The sequence below is a fragment of the Pectobacterium carotovorum genome, assembly GCA_016415585.1.
Lineage (GTDB): Bacteria > Pseudomonadota > Gammaproteobacteria > Enterobacterales > Enterobacteriaceae > Pectobacterium > Pectobacterium carotovorum_K.
Genome location: CP066552.1, coordinates 4,637,924 through 4,658,625 on the forward strand (window position 1 = coordinate 4,637,924; position 20,702 = coordinate 4,658,625).

Here is a 20,702-nt window from a genome sequence, read left to right on the forward strand (position 1 = left end):
AACACAAAACCGCGCCCGTAATGATACGAGCGCGGGAAATCATCAAACAAACAATGCGGATATCGCGTTATGACGCGTCGTCAGCAGTCTGCTGGTTCAAGGCCGGACGACCACCGCCGATGGCGATACGCTGAGGCTGCAAGGCTTCCGGCACGTCACGCACCAGATCGATATGCAGCAGACCATTTTCAAAATGGGCATCGGACACATGCAGGTGTTCGGCCAGCGTAAAGCTCAGCGTGAAAGGTTTAAACACCAGCCCCTGATGCAGATATTCCACGGCTTTTTCGGACGGTGCCGGACTGCCTTTCACCGTCAGGCGCGGGCCTTCCACTTCAATATCCAGATCGGCCTGCCGGAACCCCGCCAGCGCGAGCGTGATGCGGTAGTGGTTGTCGTCTTTCTTCTCGATATTATACGGAGGAAAATCAATCGGTTCCTGGCTGCCCTGCATTGAGCTGGCTAATTTGTCAAAACCGATCCACTGACGCAGTAAAGGTGATAAGTCGTAGTTACGCATAATATGACTCCTTCTAAGAAGCGAGATAAGTGATGCCCCTGTGGGCGTACCTTATGCCAGCCACGATGCCATAGCTGGCGTCGTCCCCATTCGGCAGACGAAGCGTTCATTCACAGCGCTACCATTTCAGGCAATGCGCGATTCGTGCAAATAACGTGATGTTGGTTTACTTAATTTCAATCCGACGCGGCTTCATCGCTTCCGGCACGATACGTTCGAGATCGATATACAGCAGCCCGTTTTCCAGATTGGCGCCTTTTACCTGAATATGTTCGGCCAGTTGGAATTTACGCTCGAAGTTGCGCTCGGCAATCCCCTGATACAGGTAGTTGCGGGCAACCTGCTCACCGGCGTGGGCACCTTTTACAATCAATAAATTGTCGTGCGCGGTGATGTCCAGTTCCTGCTCGGCGAAGCCAGCGACGGCAATCGCAATGCGGTATTGGTTCTCGTCAACCAGTTCGACGTTGTAGGGAGGATAGCCGCCGTTACTCTGGGTCTGGCCGGTTTCTAATAGATTGAACAGGCGATCGAAACCAATAGCAGAACGGTACAGTGGGGAAAAATCGGGGTTACGCATAAAACAGCCTCCTAAACATGCAGCGAGGATTTATTTTTACCTTCCTTATAAGGACAGGTTCACAGCCGGGACAGATACCCTGACGGCGTATCGTTTTTTTCCGGCTTATTATCAATATGGTGACCCCCCTCAGACTTTCAAGAGGCAAAAAGGAAAAATCGCTGGGTTTCATGCAATATTCACTCACACTGCGGGTGTTATCACATACACTCAGGATAGACTACCTTGGCAGCGGTTCTTAATGGACAGGAATATGACCTTACTGAAAAGTGCGTTGTTCTCTTTCATCATTACCGGTAGCGGTGCGGTGGTAACCAGCGGTTGCTCCAGCGTGATGACGCATACCGGAAGCGATCAGGGATACTATTCCGGCACGCGCGCCAGTGTGGGTATGCTGCGTGACGACGATACCAGTTGGGCGATGATGCCGCTGGTTGCTATCGACCTGCCGTTCTCGGCGGTGGCCGACACGCTGCTGCTGCCCTACGACTACTACCGCACAGGCAGCGATAAGAACAAGCTATCGACGCGCGAGCGCATTTCACACAGTGAAGAGCAAAACCAGACCGCCAGTTCACAGCTCGCCACTATGCCGCATAACACTCTGCCGCATAACACTCTGCCTCATAACACCATGCCTCATAATCAGCTTTGATAGCACCGCACTCGCCATGAGTTCGCGCGTACCGGTTACGCCGTTGCCACGACGAAGAGCTGATTAAAACCGTCAATCTCCCGCATATACGCAATCTGTTTCCCATCAGGGGAAAAGACCACCGCATCTGCACTCGGTGCGCTGTCCGTCCGCGCCGTCAGTCGAGCAAGCTCCCCGCTTTTTGCATCACACAGCATGATGCTGTTGTCACACACAAACGCCAGAGAACGCCCGCTCGGGTGCCAGTTAAAAGCAGACTGTACGCCGCGTTCCGTACGCGTTACCTGTCTCGGTTCACCGCCGTTCGGAGAAATCATCCACAGCTGCACCACGCCTGCCTCATCCCGCATCAGGAAAGCAATCTCACTGCCGTCGGGCGAGGCACGTAGCCAATGGCGCGGCTGATTCACCAGACCAGGATAACGACGCGAGTGCGTAAACGTTAAACGCCGCTGCTGCACGCCTGCTGGCGGCGCAGGCATTGACGTTGCCGTCCCTGCCAGTGGCGCATCACCCGCTTTGGCATACTCTTCAAGCGCCTCCGGCAAGTCGACAATAAAAATCTCAGGTACCGTTGTCCCGTCCGCCGCCCGCGTATCGCCAATAAACGCCAGCGCCCAGCGCTGCCGAGAACCATCCTGTCGGATATAGCCCGCCGTTCCTACCCAGCCTTCTTCATAGGCGCGATTGACCTCATCGCTGTCGGGCTGCGGTTGCGGCGTCGTTCTACTGACCAGCACACAATAGTGGCTGCCGTCATATTCACGCGGATGGCTTTTCTCAACCATAACGCCCTGTAACGGCACGGCAACACCCACGTTACGCAAGTTCAAGGCAGGATCATGTTCATGCAGTACATGGTCGTTATAGGTAAAACTCAGGCGGCTGGCATCCGGGCTGAAGACGTGGACATGCGTACCACCGCGCAGCGCCCCAGCCTGATAAGGCGGCGTAATGGAGAAGGCATCAAGCGTGACAGCTTCATCACGCTGACGATCCGCCACTATCGTTCCACGGCGATGGTGAAAATCATACTGCCACTCGCTATTCGGATTTTCCGGCCCGTGGATAAAAACATAGCGCAGCGGTTCCTGCGGGCTACAGGTCACCACGCCCACATGCGCCCCCGCCGTTGCCCGATAAATTACCTCGGTTTTGCGGCTTTTCAGGTGTACTCGCTCAATGGTCAGCCCTGTGAATGAAGATCCATAAGGTCGGACGTCATAAACCAGCCACTCTCCATTATATGACCAGCAATTAATGTTGGTAAGTTGATGACCAGCAGCATTAAACGTTAGTTGAACTTCAACATACAAGACATCACCCCACTTATTCAATATCAGTCAATAGTTTGTAAATCAATTTCAGTTTTATGTATAACTTATTGTTTTTTATTTAAAAAAAACAAACAACAACCGATATTATCATTCAAAAAAATAGAAAGACTCTCTCAATAACATCCGTTTTTTAATTCATTAGCATCGGCGTAACATTCTTCATATCGAAAGGGCAGCCCCCTTTCACCTATCAAACAGAAAAGGATAAGACATCATGAAAAACGTAAAAACCATCGCCGCTGCTGTTGTTCTCGCTACCATGACTTTCGGTGCTTCTGCTGCTGAATACGTATCTGCTTCACAGGCTCAGAATCTGGAAAAAGCGGGCGTCGTTACCGCAACTGCTCAGGACCTGAGCTCACTGCAAGCTCAGCTCGCAGCGAAAGCAGAAAAAGCGGGCGCTAAAGCTTATACCATCACGTCTGCGACCGGTAACGATCAGCTGCGTGGCTCTGCGGTAATCTACAACTAATCGTTGTTTACCCTGAATTTTTATCCCGCTATGCCATTATAGAAACACCTGCAAGACATCGCGTATTACCCTCTTTCCGGCTTGCCTCCTCATCAGGGCAAGCCGTTTTTTTTTATGTGTGATTTTTATGTGGAAGGGAGACTGTGGGGAAGCTGGAAGGACGATTAATACGGTGTGGCAGAGTGCCACACCGAAGTGAACAAAGACTTACGACGTTGAACCTTGAAAGCCATTCTCGGCCGCTGTCGCCGCGAACCATTTTCCGCTTTTCTTCACCGTGCGCTTTTGCGTCGCCAAATCCAACTGCACAAAGCCATAGCGATTCTTGTAGGCATTCGACCACGACCAGTTATCGATAAACGTCCACATATGGTAGCCGAGACAGTTGCTGCCTTCCGCGATGCCTTTGTGTACATACTTCAGGTGTTCGCGGACAAAATCGATGCGGTAATCATCCTGAATCTGACCGTTGGCGTCGAAACGCTGTTCGTTCTCGACGCCCATACCGTTTTCCGAAATAAAGCAGCGTGGATTGCCGTAATTCACCCGCAGGTTGGTCAGAATGTCATAGATACCCGGTTCGTAAATTTCCCAACCGCGATAGGGATTCATTTTTCGTCCCGGCATGTCATAGCTGGAAAAGAACCACTCGGGCATAAACGGACTATCGGGATTGACCAGGCTGTCGCGGCATTGGATTCGGCGCGGCTGGTAGTAGTTAATCCCCAGCAGATCGACAATCCCATCGGCCAGCAGCGCGCGATCGTCAGGTTGGCAGCTCGGCAGTTGGCCATATCGGTGCAATAGATCGACCAGTTTCTGCGGGTATTCGCCCCTCAGCGCGGGATCGAGGAAACTGCGGTTAAACATCAGATCGGCGATGTTGGCGGCTTTCACATCAGCCGGATGTTGGGAACGCGGGTAGGAAGGCGTCAGGTTGAGGATAATGCCGATTTCCCCACCCTGAGACTGCTCACGATACGCCCTCACCGCCAGCGCATGCGCCAGCATAGTGTGGTACGCGACCGTCGCAGCACGCTTGAAGTCCACCACGTTCGGGTAGTGGAAATCATACAGATACCCGCCTTCCACCGGCACCACCGGCTCATTGAACGTAAACCAGTGTTTTACCCTGTCGCCAAACAGGCGGAAGCAGGTCGCCGCATAGCCCGCATAGGCCACGACCACCGCCCGATTTTCCCAGCCACCCAGCCGCTGCATTACCATCGGCATATCAAAATGGAACAGATTGATAAACGGCGTGATGCCCTGCGCCAGCATTTCATCAATGATCTGATTATAAAACGCAACCGCCTGCGGGTTCGGTTCACCGACGCCATCGGGAATCAGCCGCGCCCAAGAGATCGACGTTCGGAACGTGTTGTGATTCAGCGTCTTCAGCAGCGCGATATCTTCACGCCAGTGCTGATAAAACGTGGAAGTATCCGCCGGCCCAACCTGCTGGTGAAAACGGCCGGGCTGCGTGGCAAACCATTCGTCCCACACGGTGGCGCTTTTACCATAGTTGAGGCTTTCGCCTTCCGTTTGCGGTGCCGAACTGGCGCTACCCCACCAAAAATTCGCGGGAAAGCGAAAATCGTTCTGAAGATGATCGTGCATACGTTCCTCTCTGCTTCACTCGTGTTTATGCGCTGGCGCTGGCTTCGCCTGCGGCCTGCTGTTGTTTCTCCTGCTCCTGTTTGAGCAACGTGCGCTCATAGACTTTCAGGAACGGGTAATACATCGCGGCCGACATCACCATGCAGAGCAGACACATGATCACTGGGCTGAATGCCCAGTTCGCCGCCCATGATGCACCAATTGGTGCAGGCGTCGTCCACGGCGTCAGGGAAACCACCTGCGCGATCCAGCCAAGCTTCGTCGCCGTATAAGCAATGACAGCATTGACCATCGGCACGAAAATAAACGGCAGGAACAGCAGCGGGTTCATGATGATCGGTGCACCAAACAGAATCGGTTCGTTGATGTTGAAAAAGCTCGGTACCACGCCCATGCGGCCAATCGTACGCAGATGAACCGCGCGGCTACGCAGCAGCAAAAAGGCCAGCGGTAGCGTGGAACCGACCCCGCCGATCAGCAGGTAGTGATCCCAGAATCCCTGCAAATAAATATGTGGCAGCGGCGCACCGGCCGAAAGCGCAGCCTGATTCAGCGCCAGGTTGGTCATCCAGAACGGGTTCATAATCCCGGTGACGATCAGCGCGCCGTGAATCCCGGCAAACCACAGAATCTGGCAGATGAATACCGAAATCAGAATCGCGGGCAGCGAATCCGACGCTGAAATCAGCGGTGCCAGCAGGTGCATGATGGCTTCTGGGATAATCATGCCGGTCGCAGATTGGATGAACAGGTTAAACGGATGCAGCGTCGCGACGATGACCAGCACCGGAATGAGGATTTCAAACGAACGCGCCACGCCAGTCGGCACCTCTTTCGGCAGGCGAATCGTGATATTGCGTTTCTTCAGCCACGCATACACTTCACCCGCATAAATCGCAGTCAGAATCGCGGTAAAAATCCCTTCCCCAGAGAAGTACTGGGTGGAAATTTGCTTCTCCTGATAAGGCGCGGCCACCAGCAAGAATGCCATCAGCGCCAGCAGGCCAGTCATGATCGGATCCAACTTGTAATGCTTGCCAAGGCTGGCCCCGATCCCCACCGAGATAAAGAAGGTCATGACCCCCATACTGAGGTAGTACGGCAGCATCAGTTGTTCACGGTAGGCAACGGAGAAATCAAGCCATGCGCGGGCAAATCCCAGCGTGGTATCTGGAGCAAACGGCGGGAAGATGAACACCAGCATAAACGAGCCGATGATCATGAAAGGCAGCGCGGCGATAAAACCATCACGAATCGCGATGATGTGGCGCTGTTGCCCTACCACACCTGCCAACGGGGTAATTTTTTGCTCGATGATATTCACCATCGACTGATAGAGGCCACTCATAGCGGTTGTCCTGATTTTTCGATCAGTGAAAAGGCAAAATCCAGCACGTTGTCACCGCGCTGCATACCGTAATCCATCATGTCTATCGCTGCCACGGGCACGCCTTTTCCCTCGGCTTTCTCCTTGAATGACGCCAGCATATATTTCACCTGTGGCCCCAGCAGCACAACATCATACTTCCCGACCTGCTCGTCAAACTCATGGGCGGCGTAGGCGGCAATCTCAACATCCAGACCACGTGCGCTGGCCGCCTCCTTCATCTTTCGCATTAAAAGGCTGGTAGACATCCCAGCGGAACAACAAAGCATGATCCTTTTCATTTTCAACACCCCGTCGTACGTACGTTATGAATAAAAAACGTCATCAATAAAAGCATCGTGAATAAACACGGTCATTGGACATACACCCATTGGAAGCTCGTTCATGGAAACACAGTCATTGGAAACAAAACGGAAACCGTTTTCCATGAAAAAAAACTAGATATGAGAATAGGTTCACGAAACGATAGACAATAATGGAAACAATGTGAGGCAGGTCATGTAAAACGTATTTCAGATGTGAATGACGGGTAAAACCCACTATTGCAACGCTTATTACGCTAAGTGTACTGATTTCAGGCATTTTCTATTTTTGGCTATAAAAACGACAAATTGAGATTTAAAAAGCCACAGCTATGGCGTCGCAACTCAGCAGTTGTAGCCAAAGTACAGGCAGCTTGAAGTATAGCGGATATATATTCCGCAATACTTGGTTAGATTGCATATGAAAATTAATATTAACAATTTAATTTCAAATAAATTTAAATTAATTTATTAAAAATAATATCATATAGATTTTAAATTTTAATAAAAATATTGTAGATAAAGAAAATATATACTTATTATGCTACAATTTTTATAACATTATCAGTTGAATAAATTATATATACCATAAATAATTCTAATTTCAGGAAGGCGGTAAGTGAGAGAATCCCGACAAGCTTACTCAAATAAGTGATTCAGATGACTAAAAAATCTGGAAGAGGCGGATTTTAACGCTACTTGCAGCGGCCCTAAAGGGGAGAGGCACGCACAGACAACTTGAAGTATGGCGGATATATTTTAATTTACATTAAATAACATGCTATTAATTTTCTTGATACCCCATGAGTATCATTCATTTAAAAATAATGAGATATGAAATGAAAAAAATATCAACCATTATTATTACACTATTTTTTTATACCGGAGCATCCAACGCGATACCTCCTCAATTTTTTTCACAACCGTCCTTTGAAGATAATTTCAGCACCAATAAATTAGATGAAACAAAGTGGATTTATCGATATTTAGGAAAAAGAAATTTCTGTATCAATGACGAATCCGCCGTTTCTATTCAAAATGGTATTTTAAAAATTACAACCTATACAACAAAGAACGAAAAAGGCGAAATTAATAATTATTGCGGTATGATATCAACAGACGGGAGGTTCAAGCAGCAGTATGGCTATTGGGAAGCAAGCATCAGGTTTAATAGTACTCAAGGTGTTCAGCCTGCCTTCTGGGTTCAGTCCGCAACGATTGGCAAAGATATCAGCAATCCTGAGAAATCCGGTGTAGAAATAGACGTTTTTGAACATCTCGCTGAAGCCAAGGCTAATGAATATAACAATGCTATACATTGGAATGATTATGGAAGCAGCCATAAATATTGGTCAAAAAAACATGCAGGCACAAATATTAATGATGGGAATTTTCATAAATTTGCCGTTGCGTGGACACCGGAAGGTTATACATTTTACCTAGACGATAAAAAAATCGAGCAAGTTTCCGCTAAAGCAGCGCCGATATCCATTGCAGAGCAATTCATTATATTGAGCACAGAAGTGCCCCGAAAGAATTACCCCAGCACTGGTTTCGGTAACATAAATGAATCTAAATCCACATTAGAAATCGAGTACGTGAGAGTTTATCCATTGAAAAATTAAATTTACCATCACAAGAGAGGCCTATATTATGAATGAAGAAATAATACCTTTATCATTATCTAATTTAAAAGATGAAAGCAGATATGAAACAATCGGAACCCCTTCTGTTGGTTATCCACAGATATGTATTAGAGTGAACAGAAAACCACAGAAGACCGATCTGAATGAAATCATTACCAAAGCCGATTCTGCTGCGGAAGAATATCCAGATAACAAAGAAAAAAGAGCACATGCGGTAGTCGGCGAGCTCACATCGTTATGTGGAAGTGGTCAGCTAGGTCATTCATGGATAATCATATTTTATAGCGAAAAAGAAAACGATTATACCTGCTATGGATATCATGAAAAAAAAGGGTTTGTTGAGGGATTAGTCAATGATCAACCGACGCGTAAATTTGGATTCCAATTAGTTAAGAAAACTTCAGAAGAAGAGATAGATAATTTAAAAAATAATATCATTCCTAATATCAATCAAGAAAGCACCGAAATAGCAAAATTACTCGGTATGTCTCCAGGAGAGGGCCAAGTCGGTGTTTATACGCCAGTAACCAATTGCACATGGTTTTCCGGACATATCTGGAATCAAACAACTCATAGCAAAATTGTATTCACACAATCTTTTAATGGAAAAAATCATGCCGAAGATTGGGGGATTGATGCATTATATCTCATGAGCGAAGTTTCCGATCCCGGCGTACTGGCTGAATATATTGATAACAACAATTGAGAAAAAAAGGTGACGGCACGCTATCCTATAAAAATCGTCATCATGTGGCAAAACGGGTCAGGAAGAGAGTGGGGATGTACTCAGTCAGTACATCCCCACTCTCTTGTCATTCCAACACAAAATGTCCTTCCCCGACCTGCTTATAGCGACGTGCGGGAGGGTGGAAATCGGGAGCGCGTACCGGGCTGCGCAATTCATCATTGGTGATATTACGCACCGGACGGGTGTCCGGGTCAGGCACGGGTACCGCAGAAATCAGACGTCGGGTGTAATCATGCTGCGGATTGTCGAAAATCGCCGAACGTGGCCCGATCTCCACGATTTCACCAAGATACATCACCGCAACGCGGTGGCTGATACGCTCGACCACCGCCATATCGTGCGAGATAAACAGGAATGACAGCCCCAGCTTCTGCTGAAGATCCAGCATCAGGTTGATCACCTGCGCCTTGACGGACACATCCAGCGCCGACACCGATTCATCGGCAATAATCACTTTCGGCTCCAGCGCCAGTGCGCGGGCAATGCAGACGCGCTGCCGCTGCCCGCCGGAGAACTGATGCGGGAAACGTGAGGCCATATCGCCGGATAACCCCACCTGTTCCAGCAGCGCGCTCACTCTTGCATTAACATCCTGTCGGGTCGCCAGACCGTGCAGCAGCATCGGTTCAGCGATAGCTTCCCCTATCCGCATGCGCGGGTTAAGGCTTTCATACGGATCCTGAAACACCATCTGAATCTGCCGCCGCGAATCCGTCAGCTCACGCTTATCCGCCGTCAGGATATTTTTTCCCAGCAGTTGAATATCGCCGCTGACGGCGTCGTTGAGGCGAATAATCGACCGACCGGTAGTGGATTTACCGCAGCCCGACTCCCCGACCAGTGCGAGTGTTTCTCCCGGCCAGAGATCGAACGAGACATTCTCCACCGCGTGAACGCGCCCCGACAGCCGACGGAAAAATCCTGATCGGATATCAAATCGAGTAACCAGATTTTTTACCGTCAGCACCGGCTCCTCGCCCGATACGGTATTCACCGCCTCCGGCACTGGCTGGCGCTCGCCCGTCTTGAGGTCGACCAGCGGGAAGCGCTGCGGCCACGCGCTGCCGGACATCGATCCGAGTTTAGGCACGGCAGACAGCAGCATGCGGGTATAGGGCTGTTGCGGGTGATGAAAAATCTCCCGCGTGACGGCGTTTTCCACCATTTCGCCCTGATACATCACCAGCGTGCGGTCGGACACTTCCGCCACCACGCCCATGTCGTGGGTGATAAACAGTACCGACATCCCTTCTTCTTCCTGAAGGGTTTTTATCAGCGTCAGAATTTGCGCCTGAATCGTGACGTCCAGCGCCGTCGTCGGTTCGTCGGCAATCAGCAGTTTCGGGTGGCAGGCCAGCGCAATCGCGATCACCACGCGCTGGCGCATACCACCGGAGAAGCTCTGCGGGTATTCGTTCAGCCGTGATTTTGCCGCCGGAATGCGGACTTTTTCCAGCAGGCGCACCGCTTCGGCACGCGCTTCAGCTTTCCCCATGCCGCGATGGCGACGCAGCACTTCTGTAATCTGGTAGCCAATCGGCAAAACCGGATTCAAGCTGGTCATCGGCTCCTGAAAAATCATGCCAATGCGGTTGCCGCGCACATCCTGCATCGCTTTATTGGGGAGCGACAGCAGTTCGGTGTCGCCGAAATGAATCTGACCTTCAACCCGGCTTTGGCCAGGTGGCAGTAAGCGCATGATGGATTTCGCCATCACGCTTTTCCCTGAACCAGATTCCCCCACCACGGCGACCGTCTCTTTCTCGCCAATCGTGAAGGACAAATCCCGCACCACGTTCATCCACTCGCCGTTCACCTGAAAGGCGGTGGTCAGATGCGAAACGGACATAATCGGCGCTGTCATGCGTTCGTTACCCCTTATTCCTATGGGCGTTCCCACAGATTAATTCCGCGGGTTGAGGATGTCGCGCAGCGCATCCCCGACCAGATTGATCGCCACAATCAGCAGCAACAGCGTTAACCCTGGGAAGAAGCTGATCCAGTAGTCGCCCGACATCAGGTATTCAAAACCGTTTGAGATCAGCAGCCCCAGTGACGGTTCCGTCACTGGCAGCCCGATCCCCAAAAACGAAAGCGTGGCTTCCAGCATGATGGCATAGGCGATGCGCATCGTTGCCACCACGATTAGCGGTGCCAGACAGTTCGGTAAAATATGGCGAAACAGGATACGGCGGTTGGACAACGCCATGCTGCGCGCCGCATCCACGTAGCTGCGGCGACGTTCCACTAGCGCTGAACCGCGAATCGTGCGCGCGTAGTAAGCCCACTGGGTCACCACCAGCGCCATGATGATCTTATCGACCCCTTGCCCCAGCACCGCCAGCAGGATCAACGCAATCAGGATGGGGGGGAAACTAAGCTGGATATCGACGATGCGCATAATCGTGGCATCCGTTTTTCCACCAACGTAGGCACTAATCAGCCCCAGCGAGGCACCAATCAGCAGCGCGAGTACCGCACTGGAGAAGCCCACTATCAGGCTGATGCGGGTGCCGTACAGAATCGCGCTGAACAGGTCGCGCCCCTGATCGTCCGTCCCCAGCCAATACATCATGCCCGCCATGCTCTGCGCACCCGGTGCGAGCCGGCCATCCATGATGTCGAGCTGCATCAAATCGTAGGGATTCTGCGGCGAAAGAAGCGGAGCAAGCAGTGCCAGCAGCACAAAAATCGCCAGCATGATCAGTCCGCATAGCGCCAGCCTATCGTTAATCAGCGCCACGATGACGCGCATCACCGGATGTGTGGTTTTTTGCACCGCAGCGGGCTGGTGTATCGTATTCCCCGTCATCCCTTGTCTCCTCCCAGCCGCACACGCGGATCGACCAGCACATACAGCAAATCGACCAGCAGGTTAATCACGCTAAACATCACGACGGTAATCATCAGATAAGCCAGGATAACCGGGCGGTCGAGCACGGCAATCGAGTCGATAATCAGCTTGCCCATGCCCGGCCAGGCATAAATGGTTTCCGTGACCACGGCGAATGCGATCAGCGACCCCAGTTCCAGCCCTAGCACGGTAATCAGTGGAATCAGCGTGTTGCGCAGCACATGAACCAGCACGATGCGGGTTTCCGACAGCCCTTTCGCGCGGGCAAACTGCACATAATCCTGTTGCAGACACTCCATCACGCCCGCACGCATCAGACGGATAACCAGCGAAATTTTAAACAGCGCGAGGTTAAACGCGGGTAAAAGCAGGTGTTCGAGACCATCGCGGGTCAGAAAACTGAATGGAATACCGAAGAGCTCGTGGGTATCGCCCCGGCCAGAGGACGGCAGCCAGCCGAGCTTCACGCTGAACAGCATGATCATCACCAGCCCAATCCAGAACGTGGGCAGGCTAAAGCCGAGGATGGAAAAGGTCATGATGGATTTGGACACCGCGCTGTCTGGCTTCAGGCCAGCGTAAATCCCCAGCGGAATACCGACAACCAGCGCCATCACGAACGCCACCATCGCCAATTCGAGCGTGGCTGGCATGCGCTGAAAAATGAGCGTCAGCGCGGGTTGGTTAAAGATAAACGAGTTGCCCATGTCGCCCTGCAAGGCGTTCCAGACAAACAGCCCGTACTGTTCCCAGACGGGCTTATCCAGACCAAAGGACTGAATCACCGCCAGCCGTTCCGCTGGCGTGGCCGTCGCACTCAACAGCATATCGACCGGATTACCGACCAGATAGACACCTACAAACACCAGCACCGACATAACAGCCAGCGTCAGCAGCGTTTGTCCGATTCGGCTCAGCAGGTAGGCGACCATCAGCGCTCCTCAGATCCATTGATTGCTTTAACATCATTGATTGCTTCAGAGCCATAGCGACGCAGGCGATCGGCAATCAGCCCGAGGAATCCTTGTTCGTCGATTTCCCGCATGATCAGCGCATTCTCCGGCTCGCTCAGTTTGTGATAAAAATCGGCGAACGCGTAACCCGCAGTCTTACCGGAAACTTCTACCCCTAGGTGAGCACGTTTTGACTTGAACAGCTCAGGTTTCAACAGCCACGCAATGACGGTCGCATCATGAATCGGTCCACCTTCACGGCCAAAGCGCTCCACCTCACTACGGTCAAACATACGCAGCAGCGCGGCCATCGCCTTACCCGGCGCACCGCCGCTGCGTGCGATATCATCAACTTGTTCCGTCTGAATCAGCGCCTGAAAGGTCACATCCAGCGGCATGATGACAATGGGAACGCCGGAAGAAAAAACGATTTCCGCCGCATGCGGATCGGCATAGACGTTAAAATCCGCCCACGGTACGCGATTCCCCATTGCGGTAAAGGCACAGCTCATGGACACAATCTGTTTAATGCCACGTGCGACATCAGGGTGGAAACACAGCGCCAACGCCAGATTCGTCAGTGGCCCGAGTGAACAAATGGTGATCGGGTTATTGTCGGCCGCCGCCTGACGCGTCATCCGCACCAAAAAATCGACGGCGTGTTCCTCTTCCGGCGACAGCGTGCTTTCTGGCACCCACTCAGAGGTGAACTTGCCGATATGGGCGTACTTACCGAACACCTGATCGCGGAGGAGTGGGCGCGAAGCGCCAGCAAAAATCGGCACATCGGTTCTGCCCGTCACACCCACCACGTTGCACGCATTCGGCAGCGTGGCGGCAAGCGGTACATTGCCTGCCACAACGGTAATCCCAAGTACGTCCAGTTCAGGTGAAGCCAATGCCAGCCAGATGGCTATCGCATCGTCAACGCCGGGATCGGTATCAATAATAATGCGCTCTCGAACCATGTCAGACATCCTCTCTGTAGCGGCTCAATAGGTCAGCAAACAGTTCGACAACCTGTTTGGCATCTACTCCCGTCACCACATCGACATTCGGTTGACGATCGGTTTTCCCGTACCAGTCGGCAACGGTCTGCCCCATGCATAGCTCGCTTTCCTGCTCAATGTAAACACTGGCTTTTTCGGTCGTGAAACAGTGCGGTGCCAGCACCCAGGCGATGACCAATGGATCGTGTAGCGGGCCGCCGCGTGAGCCATAGCGACGGATGTCATTGCGATCCCAAAACGCCATCATTTCACCCAACGGTGCGGAAATGCGCCCAGATAGCGCAATGAAACGCGCCACCAATTCCGGCGTTAAAATCACCTGATGCGTGACATCCAGCGGTAGTGCGACGATGGCAATCGACGAATCAAACACCACCTTGGCGGCCTGCGGATCGGCAATCATATTGAATTCAGACGTCAGGCTGCGGTTGCCCGCTTCGCGGTACGCACCGCCCATCATCACAATGCGTGCAATACCGTCAGCAATCTCAGGCGCCATACGCAGCGCCGTTGCCACGTTGGTTAACGGCCCTAACGTACAAAGCGTGATCGGCGTGCCGTCAGCGATCGCCTGCTTACACTGCGCAATAATAAAACTCACCGCATGTTGTGCGTCGGCCTGTTTTTTCGGCGCAGGCAGCACCGTCTGGCCCAGTCCGCTTTCGCCGTGAAACTGGCCATGAATAGGGTCGCGCAACAGCGGCCGATGACAACCGGCAAAAACGGGGATATCCGTGCGCTGACCCAGTTCAACAATTTGCAGCGCATTACGCACCGTCTTGTCCAGCGACTGGTTACCGCACACTGTGCAGATACCGCGAATATCCAACTCTGGTGCCACAAATGCACTTAATAACGCAATCGCGTCATCTATCCCCGGATCACAATCAATAATAATAGGTAAAGCGCTCATCCTTCGATGATTCCTTTTCTCTTTTTAATAGGTACTACCGAACATCAAGGTGTAGAAAAACCCACACCTCTACAGCGTGAAAAATAATAAGTAAATTGACGTTATAGAGAATCGACAGACGCCAAAACGTCAGCGATCTCATTACGCGCCTTTTCATCCAACGGTTGCTGAGGCGGCAACGGATCGCCTACCGCAAATCCCTGCAATTGCAGCGCCGCTTTAATACAGCCAGCAATGGAATAACGGGCAAAGATTTCATTGATGCGCCACAGCGGACGCTGAAGTTCCATTGCTCTGTTCCAGTCACCCGAGCGGGCGGCTTCATACAAAGCAATACTCTGTTTGGGAACGATACACGCCGGGCCAGCCATCCACCCCACGCCGCCAATCAGCATGACGCAAGCGGGAATATGGGCGGACGCGGAGAAGACATCCATTCGGCCACGGGTACGTTCGATGATGGAAAGCAAGCGCCCAGTATTGGTCGAGGCGTCTTTGATATAGCGGATATTATTAACATGGCTCAGGCGTTCGATGACGGGCAAACTCAAATCGGAACGCTGGAACTGAGGATTGGTATAGAGCACCACCGGTTTACCCTGTGCGGCTTCGGCAATGGCGCGGAAATACTGTTCGACGCCCTCGTCTTTCAGGGGGAAATAGGCTTCCAGTACCGCAAGAACGCCATCCGCACCCAGTTCGACGTAGCGTTTCGTTTGCTCAACGGCATCCTGAATCGTTGTCGACGCAACACCGGCGATAACCGGCACACGGCCCGCCGTCGTTTCGATCACCGTGTTGACGACATCCAGACGCTGAGCCGCAGAGAGATAGGCAAATTCACCGGTGCTGCCTAACGGCACGACGCCATGTACACCGCATTGAATCAGATGTTCAGTGAGCTGCGCCAGAACGGGCTTATCAACCTGACCATCGGGCCTGACGGGTGACACCAGATAGGGAAAAACACCGCTAAATGTATTCACTCCGCTCTCCTTGTTACGGATAGATAAGGGGTGAATACTCACCCCTTATTTGAATCATAAATGACAGGTGACTATTTCGCAGAACGGACGAAGTACGGCAGCGTGTAGGCATCAGAACGGCCCACGTAGGTATACTGCTTTTTCATCGCCCAGGTGTTGGACAGGAACATCACTGGAATGACGCCCAGATCGTTCATGCCAATGTTCATCGCCTCAGCCAGCAGCGCATCACGTTTGGTTTCATCCAGCGTGACACGTGCTTCGTTCAGCGTTTTATCAAAAACAGGATTGGAATAGCGACCACGATTCCCCTGTCCTGCATTGGGGCCAAAGGTTTCTAACAATGGCCCCAATACGCCAGAAGCTTCCCCGGTTTCAATCGCGGCCCCGCCCATAATCAAACTGAATTCGAGACGGGACGCACGTGAGAAGTACACACTGCCGGGCATCGTAACAACCTCGGTTTTGATACCGGCACGTGTGAACATTTGGCCAATGGCCTGAGCAATTTTAGAATCATTAGGATAACGATCGTTCGACGCGTGGAAGGTCAGCGTGAAGCCGTCGGGGTAACCCGCCGCCGCCAGTTCCTGTTTGGCTTTCTCCGGATTATAAACCGGCGCAGGAATGGAAGCGGAATAGCCTGGGTACCCCTTCGGTACAAGCTGAGAGGCAACAACAGCCTGCCCCTCCATCACACGGTCGACGATTGCCTGACGATTAATAGCTAAAGACATCGCCTGGCGTACTTCTTTTTTTAGTAATGGGTTTTTACCATCAGGACCTTTGGCGAACGGTGATTCCTCTCGCTGCTGGTCCATGTGAAGGTAAATAACACGATTCCCTGGTGTTGAAATCGTTTTTAACTGCTGATTTTTTTCAATATTACTGCTGTCGGCTGTTGGAACGTTTTCAATCATGTCCACATCACCGGATAATACGGCTGCTACACGTGCACTACTGTTTTTAAATACACGGACAGTAACGTTGTCCCACTCTGCTTTTCCTCCCCAGTAATCGTCATTACGACTAAGGACTACCCGGTCGTCCGGCACCCAGGAAACAAATTTGAATGGCCCTGTACCAATCACATCTTTTCCTGAATTCAACGTTTCCGTCGGGACGTTTTCAAGTCGGGCAGGTAAAATAGAAACCCGACTTAAATTATTCAGCAGCAGCGGCGACGCCTCTTTTGTCTTAATCCGCACCGTTAGTGGATTAATTTCTGTTACTTCAGCAATGTCGCTGACGTAAGGTGCGTAAGAACTTGGGCTGTTTTTTGAGGCCAGCGCAACACGTTTAATGCTGGCAATCACATCTTTAGCCGTAAAATCACTGCCGTCGTGAAACTTAACGTCAGGACGCAATACAAACTCCCACGTCTTGTCGTCAATCACTTTCCAACTGGTTGCCAGGGCAGGTGCAATCTGCTGTTTTTCGTCCTGTACAACCAAACCGTCAAAAATATTGCGCGCCATTGCGCTATTCGCTCCACTCACATAAAACTGCGGATCCATTGATGTGGTGGAGGAAGCCAAACCGATACTCAGGTCCGCGCTATAAACCAAAGGTGAAGATGAAAATAAAACGGTAAACAATAACGCCAGCGTTGATTTCTTCATTTACTAACCCTCTATTCCATGACTGAGTAATAATGAAGTGTATTAAATCTTATGATTGTGAGTCTATGCGCTAGATTAGATAATGAAAAATTGCATTTTGTGTTAAATTGATAACCAAATGTTATGTTTCAAGGTGGCTAGCATGCGTATCAATCCCCGTCAGGTTGAAGCCTTCCATAAAGTCATCCTCACCGGAGGCATCACCGCTGCCGCCAACATGATGTTCATCACCCAACCTGCGGTCAGCCGGCTCATTAAAGACTTTGAAGACGCACTGAATCTTAAGCTGTTCGATAGGGACGGGCGCGGCCTGATTCCACGCGCAGAGGCGATGAAGCTGTATCGCGAAGTCGAGCGTCTTTATCTGGGGTTGGATCACATCGGGATGATTGCGGATGAAATTCGCCACGCCAAGGGTAGCGTGCTACGCATCGCCGCCGTTCAGGCGCTCTCGTTTCTGTGTTCAGACCAAGTTCTCCCTACTTTACTCAAGAAATACCCCGATCTTTCCCTGTTTTTAGACATCGAAAGCAGCAGCCATATTACGAGCGCCATTTCTGAAAATCAGTATGACGTCGGCTTTATTTTTGGCCAGCCGGGCATCAAAGGGCTGGAAGCTGAACCACTGGCTGACGCCAGTGCGGTCGTGGTGTTAGCGGTGGATCACCCTCTTGCCACGGCGGATGAAATTACGCTTGCCGACCTGGCCAGGACGCGCGCTATTCTGCCGGGAAGAACCACACCGCTGCGAGCACAGCTCGATATTTCCGCCAGAAAAGAACAAATCTATCTACATAACCCTATCGAAACCTCGATGGCTAACTGCTGCGTGCTGGCTTCAAGAAACGTCGGCATCGGCGTAGTCGATTTTATTACCGCCCTGAACAGCCCTTCACCGATTATCGTTAAGCCTTTCAATCCTGATATAAAAATGGCGTATTGCGCGGTTTATCCTCCCCAAATTCCCCGCAGCCAGGTAGTTAACCACATCACTCAGGTTATGAGTGAAAAAATAGCGAATAGTCTGGAATTAAAATAATTTTTTGATCGTACCATACTGGAGATTTGAACGTTTAAAATGACCATTATGGAAACCCTGGCTCATCTTCTAGCATGTCGATGCTTCGGTAATTTTCAGTTGCATTAATCCACAATTAAAGATGGCGCAATAATACATGCCAGCCTCATCCTCCGTATCCATTATTTTTTTGCAAAAAAATCCACACTCATTCAGATAACTTTCGGACTTTTTCATTTAAAAAATGGTTGATGAATCCAATTATTTTAGTTTTACATATAATTATTATTCTTTTGGTTATGAAAAAAAATATCTATAGATAATTATTAATTTAATTGAAAATTAAAATTAAAATTTGACAAATAAATCCCCAACATCTTTAATAAAAACACATGGAAATAAAAACCACAATCAGGCAGTTTAAAAAATTAATTTAGATCAAATTAAAATTAATAGTTCCCCATAAAAATAACATCATGAATTACCACAAGTAATTCATTTACTAAACACTATCACATGGTTATTTAAACAAATAGGAATCTCATGAAAACTTTATTACACACAATTATTGTTTCAGGTGCATTATTAATGATGCCATCTGCTTATGCAGAAAATATCAGTCCTCGTCATGGATTTGTTGATAATCCGCCAAGCAGAGCTTTTCTATGCTCAGAAGAAGGGGGGAATTTGAACAAAGGTTGCGGTGACGTTCAATATGAACCACATTCTGTAGAAGGGAAAAAAGGATTTCCAGAAACTGGCCCTAAGAATGGTGAAATTGCCAGTGGAGGAAATTCGCGTTTTAGTGAATTAAATGCACAGAGTACAATACGTTGGCATCATGTCGATATTGAGAGTGGGAAGCAGATGTTTACCTGGCATTTAACTGCCCCCCACGCTACAGAATCCTGGAAATTCTATATTACGAAAGGAGACTGGGATCCTAATCAGCCATTATCCAAAGAGCAATTTAATTCGACACCATTCTGCGAAAGAAATGATAGCGGAAAAATACCCACCTATACGGTAAAAATGGAGTGTGATGTTCCTACTGTTAAGCCGGGCTATTATATTATTTTAGCCGTTTGGAACATTGCAGACACAGGCAATGCCTTCTATCAAGTTATTGATGCAAACATTAAGCAATCTAATCCGTAAGAATAATACGAGTCTAAATAGACTGGATTATTATAAATAAAAATAGCCATCAATGATGGCTATTTTTATTTACTCTCTCTAATCAGGCATTCAGCACAAACCTCTCGATCGCATAAGCGACGCCGTCTTCCATGTTGGTTTTAGTGACGAACTGGCTGGCTTCTTTCACTTCATCGATGGCGTTGCCCATCGCGACGCCGATACCGGCATAGCGAATCATCGCCAGATCGTTCTGTTGGTCGCCCAGTGTCATGACGCTTTCGCGTGGAATGCCGAGGTGCTCCGCCAGCATCTTCACGCCTTCACCTTTGTTGACGCGCTTATCCAGAATTTCCAGATAGTATTCGGCGCTCTTCATGATGGTGTAGCGTTCAAAGGCTTCCGGTGGCAGTTGGCTGATGGCGCGATCCAATATCTCTGGCTCATCAATCATCATCACTTTCGGGAACGTCAGGCTGCGATCCATTTCTTCTACCGCACGATACTTCAACGGCATCCCGGTCAGGTGAGATTCATGAATGGTGTAAGGACTGATGTCTTTATTGGCGGTGTAGACAAAATTGAAGTCCAACGCGTGGAAATGGACGCCCAGTTTGCAGGCTAGCGCTTCGAAATAGAGATAGTCGTCAAAGCTCAGCGCCGTTTGCGCCACACAGTCACCGTTGACCGTACGCTGCACCAGCGCACCGTTGTTGGTTATGCAGTAACAGCCTTCCTGCTGCAAATCCAGCTCCATCAGGTAGCGCTCGACGCCGATGTAAGGGCGACCGGTAGCCAGCACAACCTGCACGCCTTTCTCTCTGGCAGCGGCAATCGCGGCTTTTACCGCAGGTGAAATTTGATTTTGGGGCGTCAGCAACGTCCCGTCCATATCAATAGCGATCAGTTTTACAGACATAGTTTTTCCAGCATCAAGTTATC

At 50.3% G+C, this 20,702-nt stretch carries 20 protein-coding genes; 6 read left to right on the plus strand and 14 right to left on the minus strand.

Annotated elements, in window-relative coordinates:
• Window positions 1-67: 67 nt before the first annotated feature.
• A complete protein-coding gene (gene ibpB, locus JFY74_20625) occupies window positions 68-520 on the minus strand; it encodes a heat shock chaperone IbpB (protein ID QQG28408.1) in 453 nt (150 codons plus the stop codon).
• A gap of 166 nt (window positions 521-686) precedes the next feature.
• Window positions 687-1,100, minus strand: coding sequence for a heat shock chaperone IbpA (ibpA, locus tag JFY74_20630; protein QQG28409.1), 414 nt, complete (start codon window positions 1,098-1,100; stop codon window positions 687-689).
• Between the two features lie 253 nt (window positions 1,101-1,353).
• Between ibpA and JFY74_20635 the strand changes: the two genes are divergently transcribed.
• Window positions 1,354-1,755 carry a YceK/YidQ family lipoprotein gene (locus JFY74_20635; GenBank protein QQG28410.1) on the plus strand — a complete coding sequence of 134 codons (402 nt, stop codon included), beginning with the start codon at window positions 1,354-1,356 and terminating at the stop codon, window positions 1,753-1,755.
• 35 nt (window positions 1,756-1,790) lie between these two features.
• On the opposite strand, the gene JFY74_20640 is transcribed toward JFY74_20635, so the two are convergent.
• Window positions 1,791-3,071, minus strand: a complete 1,281-nt coding sequence (locus JFY74_20640) for a DUF3748 domain-containing protein (GenBank protein ID QQG28411.1) — start codon at window positions 3,069-3,071, stop codon at window positions 1,791-1,793.
• A 235-nt stretch (window positions 3,072-3,306) separates the two neighbouring features.
• On the opposite strand from JFY74_20640, the gene JFY74_20645 reads away from it, so the two are divergent.
• Window positions 3,307-3,564, plus strand: a complete 258-nt coding sequence (locus JFY74_20645; protein QQG28412.1) for a DUF1471 domain-containing protein — start codon at window positions 3,307-3,309, stop codon at window positions 3,562-3,564.
• A 207-nt stretch (window positions 3,565-3,771) separates the two neighbouring features.
• Here JFY74_20645 and JFY74_20650 read toward each other — a convergent pair whose 3' ends face one another.
• The 3 genes from JFY74_20650 to JFY74_20660 are packed head-to-tail and all read right to left on the minus strand — an operon-like array spanning window position 3,772 to window position 6,852.
• Window positions 3,772-5,184, minus strand: coding sequence for a glycoside hydrolase family 1 protein (locus JFY74_20650; GenBank protein QQG28413.1), 1,413 nt, complete (start codon window positions 5,182-5,184; stop codon window positions 3,772-3,774).
• Between the two features lie 25 nt (window positions 5,185-5,209).
• On the minus strand, window positions 5,210-6,532 hold the full coding sequence (locus JFY74_20655; protein ID QQG28414.1) for a PTS sugar transporter subunit IIC: 1,323 nt from the start codon (window positions 6,530-6,532) through the stop codon (window positions 5,210-5,212).
• Window positions 6,529-6,852 (minus strand): PTS sugar transporter subunit IIB, encoded by a 324-nt coding sequence (locus tag JFY74_20660; protein ID QQG28415.1) that lies wholly within the window; start codon window positions 6,850-6,852, stop codon window positions 6,529-6,531. Before JFY74_20660 ends, JFY74_20655 begins: the two co-directional genes overlap by 4 nt.
• Before the next feature lie 860 nt (window positions 6,853-7,712).
• Between JFY74_20660 and JFY74_20665 the strand changes: the two genes are divergently transcribed.
• The gene (locus JFY74_20665; GenBank protein QQG28416.1) at window positions 7,713-8,498 is read left to right on the plus strand and encodes a glycoside hydrolase family 16 protein; all 786 of its coding nucleotides are present in this window, start codon (window positions 7,713-7,715) and stop codon (window positions 8,496-8,498) included.
• A 28-nt stretch (window positions 8,499-8,526) separates the two neighbouring features.
• Window positions 8,527-9,225: a hypothetical protein gene (locus JFY74_20670; GenBank protein QQG28417.1), complete on the plus strand. Its 699-nt coding sequence runs from the start codon at window positions 8,527-8,529 to the stop codon at window positions 9,223-9,225.
• Between the two features lie 106 nt (window positions 9,226-9,331).
• Here the strand turns inward: JFY74_20670 and JFY74_20675 are convergent, their stop codons facing one another.
• The 7 genes from JFY74_20675 to JFY74_20705 all read right to left on the minus strand — a co-directional run bounded on the left by JFY74_20675 (window position 9,332) and on the right by JFY74_20705 (window position 17,605).
• Window positions 9,332-11,131, minus strand: a complete 1,800-nt coding sequence (locus tag JFY74_20675; protein QQG28418.1) for an ABC transporter ATP-binding protein — start codon at window positions 11,129-11,131, stop codon at window positions 9,332-9,334.
• A 39-nt stretch (window positions 11,132-11,170) separates the two neighbouring features.
• Window positions 11,171-12,079: an ABC transporter permease gene (locus tag JFY74_20680; protein QQG28419.1), complete on the minus strand. Its 909-nt coding sequence runs from the start codon at window positions 12,077-12,079 to the stop codon at window positions 11,171-11,173.
• Window positions 12,076-13,053, minus strand: coding sequence for an ABC transporter permease (locus JFY74_20685; GenBank protein ID QQG28420.1), 978 nt, complete (start codon window positions 13,051-13,053; stop codon window positions 12,076-12,078). Before JFY74_20685 ends, JFY74_20680 begins: the two co-directional genes overlap by 4 nt.
• A complete protein-coding gene (locus JFY74_20690; GenBank protein ID QQG28421.1) occupies window positions 13,053-14,042 on the minus strand; it encodes a nucleoside hydrolase in 990 nt (329 codons plus the stop codon). The genes JFY74_20685 and JFY74_20690 overlap by 1 nt, the downstream gene beginning before the upstream one ends.
• Before the next feature lies 1 nt (window position 14,043).
• A complete protein-coding gene (locus JFY74_20695; GenBank protein ID QQG28422.1) occupies window positions 14,044-14,997 on the minus strand; it encodes a nucleoside hydrolase in 954 nt (317 codons plus the stop codon).
• A 101-nt stretch (window positions 14,998-15,098) separates the two neighbouring features.
• A complete protein-coding gene (locus JFY74_20700; GenBank protein ID QQG28423.1) occupies window positions 15,099-15,983 on the minus strand; it encodes a dihydrodipicolinate synthase family protein in 885 nt (294 codons plus the stop codon).
• Between the two features lie 71 nt (window positions 15,984-16,054).
• Window positions 16,055-17,605 (minus strand): ABC transporter substrate-binding protein, encoded by a 1,551-nt coding sequence (locus JFY74_20705; GenBank protein QQG28424.1) that lies wholly within the window; start codon window positions 17,603-17,605, stop codon window positions 16,055-16,057.
• 142 nt (window positions 17,606-17,747) lie between these two features.
• Between JFY74_20705 and JFY74_20710 the strand changes: the two genes are divergently transcribed.
• Complete coding sequence (locus JFY74_20710; protein QQG28425.1) at window positions 17,748-18,644, plus strand: LysR family transcriptional regulator; 897 nt, start codon at window positions 17,748-17,750, stop codon at window positions 18,642-18,644.
• Window positions 18,645-19,166: 522 nt separating this feature from the next.
• On the plus strand, window positions 19,167-19,781 hold the full coding sequence (locus JFY74_20715) for a lytic polysaccharide monooxygenase (protein ID QQG28426.1): 615 nt from the start codon (window positions 19,167-19,169) through the stop codon (window positions 19,779-19,781).
• A gap of 82 nt (window positions 19,782-19,863) precedes the next feature.
• Here the strand turns inward: JFY74_20715 and yidA are convergent, their stop codons facing one another.
• The gene (gene yidA / locus JFY74_20720) at window positions 19,864-20,679 is read right to left on the minus strand and encodes a sugar-phosphatase (GenBank protein ID QQG28427.1); all 816 of its coding nucleotides are present in this window, start codon (window positions 20,677-20,679) and stop codon (window positions 19,864-19,866) included.
• Between the last annotated feature and the right edge of the window lie 23 nt (window positions 20,680-20,702).